Source organism: Streptomyces sp., assembly GCF_031178505.1.
GTDB lineage: Bacteria > Actinomycetota > Actinomycetes > Streptomycetales > Streptomycetaceae > Streptomyces > Streptomyces gulbargensis.
In genome coordinates this window covers 1-3,486 of the sequence record NZ_JAPSIW010000729.1, presented here as the reverse complement: position 1 = coordinate 3,486, position 3,486 = coordinate 1, and the positions used below count along the sequence as shown (strand labels likewise).

At 71.5% G+C, this 3,486-nt stretch carries 4 protein-coding genes; all 4 read left to right on the top strand.

What is annotated here, in order from left to right; genetic code table 11:
- The first annotated feature begins 209 nt into the window (after positions 1-209).
- On the top strand, positions 210-593 hold the full coding sequence (locus RIF68_RS31295; protein ID WP_309054642.1) for a hypothetical protein: 384 nt from the start codon (positions 210-212) through the stop codon (positions 591-593).
- An 80-nt stretch (positions 594-673) separates the two neighbouring features.
- A complete protein-coding gene (locus RIF68_RS31290) occupies positions 674-1,051 on the top strand; it encodes a hypothetical protein (RefSeq protein ID WP_309054641.1) in 378 nt (125 codons plus the stop codon).
- Positions 1,052-1,220: 169 nt separating this feature from the next.
- A complete protein-coding gene (locus tag RIF68_RS31285) occupies positions 1,221-1,736 on the top strand; it encodes a hypothetical protein (protein ID WP_309054640.1) in 516 nt (171 codons plus the stop codon).
- A gap of 555 nt (positions 1,737-2,291) precedes the next feature.
- Positions 2,292-3,368 (top strand): hypothetical protein, encoded by a 1,077-nt coding sequence (locus tag RIF68_RS31280; RefSeq protein ID WP_309054639.1) that lies wholly within the window; start codon positions 2,292-2,294, stop codon positions 3,366-3,368.
- Positions 3,369-3,486: the final 118 nt, after the last annotated feature.

The following is a 3,486-nucleotide window of genomic DNA, read 5'->3' as shown; positions in this document are numbered from 1 at the left end:
GTGGCCGGGGAGGGAAAGACGGCTGGCTGGGAGGGGGGTCGGCGGGGGCCCGGACGCCCGCTAAAAGATCATGGAACTTCCGGGAAAAACCCTGGTCAGACCCCTTTTCAGCTTGGTGATTCGGTCCAGTGCTGGTAATATTGAGCTTGTTGGAAGGGGGTGGCACCCCGGACAACGAGAACCACTCGAAACCCACACCGGAGGAACCCATGAGCGAGCAGATCACCCCCGAGCTTCAGGTCGAGGCGGAGGCGATCGGCCGCACGGTCTACCAGGCGATGCGCGCCGAGATGATCGAAGCGTCCCAGCAGCGGGAGGGCATCGACACCCCCCTCCTCATGGAGGGGCTGGAGGCCGAGGCGGCCTACCAGGCCGCCCGTGAAGCGCTGACGAAGGCCCGCGCCGAGCGTCAGCGCGTGCTCTACGCCATGTGGCGCGCGAACAAGGACCCCCGCGCCGTCGCCGCCCTCATGCCCGCCACCGTCAAGGCCGCCACCGTGCGCGCGGCCGTGATCAAGCTCGCGCCCAGCCAGGACTTCGAGGCCCTGCCGCTGTGGCGCACCGACGACGAGGAGGCCGACGCCACCAACTGACCCCGCCCGGCCGGGCGGCGGACGGCACCGCCGCCCGGCCCCGCTCGAAACCCGACACCACGCCCGCAGGAGAGCACGCCATGAAGTTCCAGATCCACACCGCCATCGGCCACGACGCAGCCCTTATCCCGGGCCCGTTCGACACCCACGAGGCCGCCCGCGAGTTCACCGACACGCTGGCCCACCTCCTCCAGGTCGAGCCCGCCCGCGTCATCCACGACGAGCACCGGGCCGCCGAGTACGTGTGGACCAACGTCACCGTGTCCCTCCCCGCCATCGGCGACGCGGTGTTCAGCGTGGACAGCCGCAAGACGGCCCGCGAAGCGGTCCGCCTGTACCTGGACAACAGGCCGGTGCCGTTCGCCTGGACGGGCAGCGGGAGCGCCGGACGGGCGTTCGCCGGTGCTGTGGCCGACGCCGTCCGCGAACGCGACGCCCGCGCGGCCCGTCAGGGCTGACCGGACCCGGGGCGGCGGCCTGTCGCCGCCCCGGGTCCAGAAAAACCCCTGATCGGAACCGCCCCCCGCTTCCAAATCCGGCCCAATACTGGTAATATTGAGCTTGTTGGAAGGGGGTGGCGCCCCGGACAGCGAGAACCACTCGAAACCCACACCACGGAGGAACCCCGTGATCACCACCATCATCGAGCACAGCAGGGTCTACGGCACCACCGCGCGCATCAGCGAGCACCACGCTTGGCCGAGGGTGATCCTGCGGCAGCACGGATTCGAGTGGTCGCACTCCCTGAACGCGTTCGCTGCGCCCGGCACCCGCGCCTGGCCGTTCGACCACTTCAAGTTCGCCAAGGTCACCCGCGAACTCCGGCGGTGCGGATTCCCCGTCAAGGTGGTCGTCGACAACTCGCGGCCCGAGGCCGACCCGATCGCGGACGCGCTGACCGAGCTGTTCGATCTCGCGTACGCCGTCCAGCGCCTCGGTGCGGCGTTGGCCCAGGACATGCTCACCCGGCCCGGTCAGGTCACCGCCGAGCGGGTGAAGGAGGCTCAGGAGGCCGTGGAGGCCGCCTACGCCAAGGTCGAGGAGATCGAGAAGCGGCCCGGGGTCTACGAGCAGCCCGAGATGAAGGACGTCTGGTACCTCCTCACGCAGGGCGGCACGGACGTCGGGCTGGCCCCCTTCTAAGGCCGCACACCCCCGAAGGGGGCGGACGCCACATCAGGTGTCCGCCCCCTTCGGCGTGCCCCGGCGGCGGTGGGCGCCGACGGACCGCCGAGGCTTCGCCGGCCGCGCGCCGAGAGGGGGCGAACCCGACGCGAGCGACGGCCGCCCGGCGGGGCCAGCGGCAGGTGCGCGGCTCCGTCGAGCGGCACCCGACCTCCGGCCGGGTGTGAGGGGCGCTCCCGCGCCACCCCCTCACACACCCCCGGCGCCCGTGGCCGGCCGCGCCGCTCACCCTGCCGACGGCCCCACGGCACGGCATCCCCGGCGAACGCGTGACCGTCCGCCCGCCGGGTGCGGCCCGTCGTGGGCTGGTCGAAAAGCGGCTGGCAACGGGAGGGGGCGGCTTGGCTCGGAGGGCACGCGCAGGTTGCGGGATTCCGTAAAAAGCCTGGTCAGGCCCCTTCTCAGGCTTGGCTATCCGGCTCAACACTGGTAATATAGAACTTGTTGGAAGGGGGTGGCACCCCGGACAACGAAGACCACTCGAAACCCGGCACCACACGGAGGGCACAGATCATGACCACCACCCAGCGCGCGGACCAGGACCAGCAGCTCCCGGCTCTGACGAAGATCGGCGGAGTCTGGCACTGCGTCATCGCCAACAAGCTCTTCAAGGTCACCAAGTCCGGCCGCACGTGGACCGTCGCCCGCGCGGACGACGCCGCAGACCCGCAGCCGGTCGCGTCCGCCCCGACCCGCAAGGAGGCCCTCGCCGCCGCCCTGACGGCCCTCTCCGTCTCCCTGGCCCTCCCCGAACCGACCGTCACCCACGTCGGCTCTCGCCTGAACGCGCTCGGCGGCGGCGCGACCATCACCATCGACGGACTGGTCTCCGTCTTCTACCGGCGGGAGAAGGACGGATACGCCGAGCCGTGCGGCAGGTGCGGCGGGAAGGGGCACATCAACGGCTACGAACACGTCCACGGAGGCATCTGCTTCGACTGCCGGGGTTACGGGGCCCTTGGTGCCCCGATGCCCCTTGAGCACCGGATCGAGGACGTGAAGCGCCTGGCCACCGACAGGCGCAAGCAGGACGAGCGGGCCATCATCGACGCCGCCAAGGGCCGGGCGATCTGGGCCGAGTTCAGCGCCGCCGAGCCCGAGCTGGCCAAGTGGATGGACAACGACGGAAGCACCTTCCCCGACGACATGCGCCGCCTGATCACCTCCGGCAAGTCCATGACGCCCCGCCAGGACCAGGCCGCGCGCCGGGCCGCCGAGGAGTACGCCCGCCGCGACGAGCGCGCAGCCGTCGAAGCCGCCGCGCGCGCCGAGCGCATCGCCTCCGCCCGCTCCCTGGCCGAGGGCGACCAGGTGGCCCACGAGGGCACCGTCACCCTGGCCAGGACCGTCGACGGAGCGTTCGGCTCCCGGATGCTCCTGCTGGTCGATGCAGGAGACGGACTCACCCTGAAGGTCTTCAGCACCAGCAAGGCCGCGTGGGAGGCCGAGGAAGGCGACCGGGTGCGCATCACCGGCACGGCCAAGAAGCCCCAGACCGACATGTACGAGGGCACGCCGCAGACCCCCGTCGCCCGCCCCCGCATCACCATCGTCGCCACCGCCGACGAGTTCGAAGCAGTCGCGGTCTAGGCCCGGGTGGCGGGGGGGGGCCGGGCGCCCCCCCCCCCCGGGCGGGCCCACCCCCCCCCCCCCGGCCGGCGACCAGACAACAACGCCCGAACCGCCCACCTACGTGGGGGGATACAGT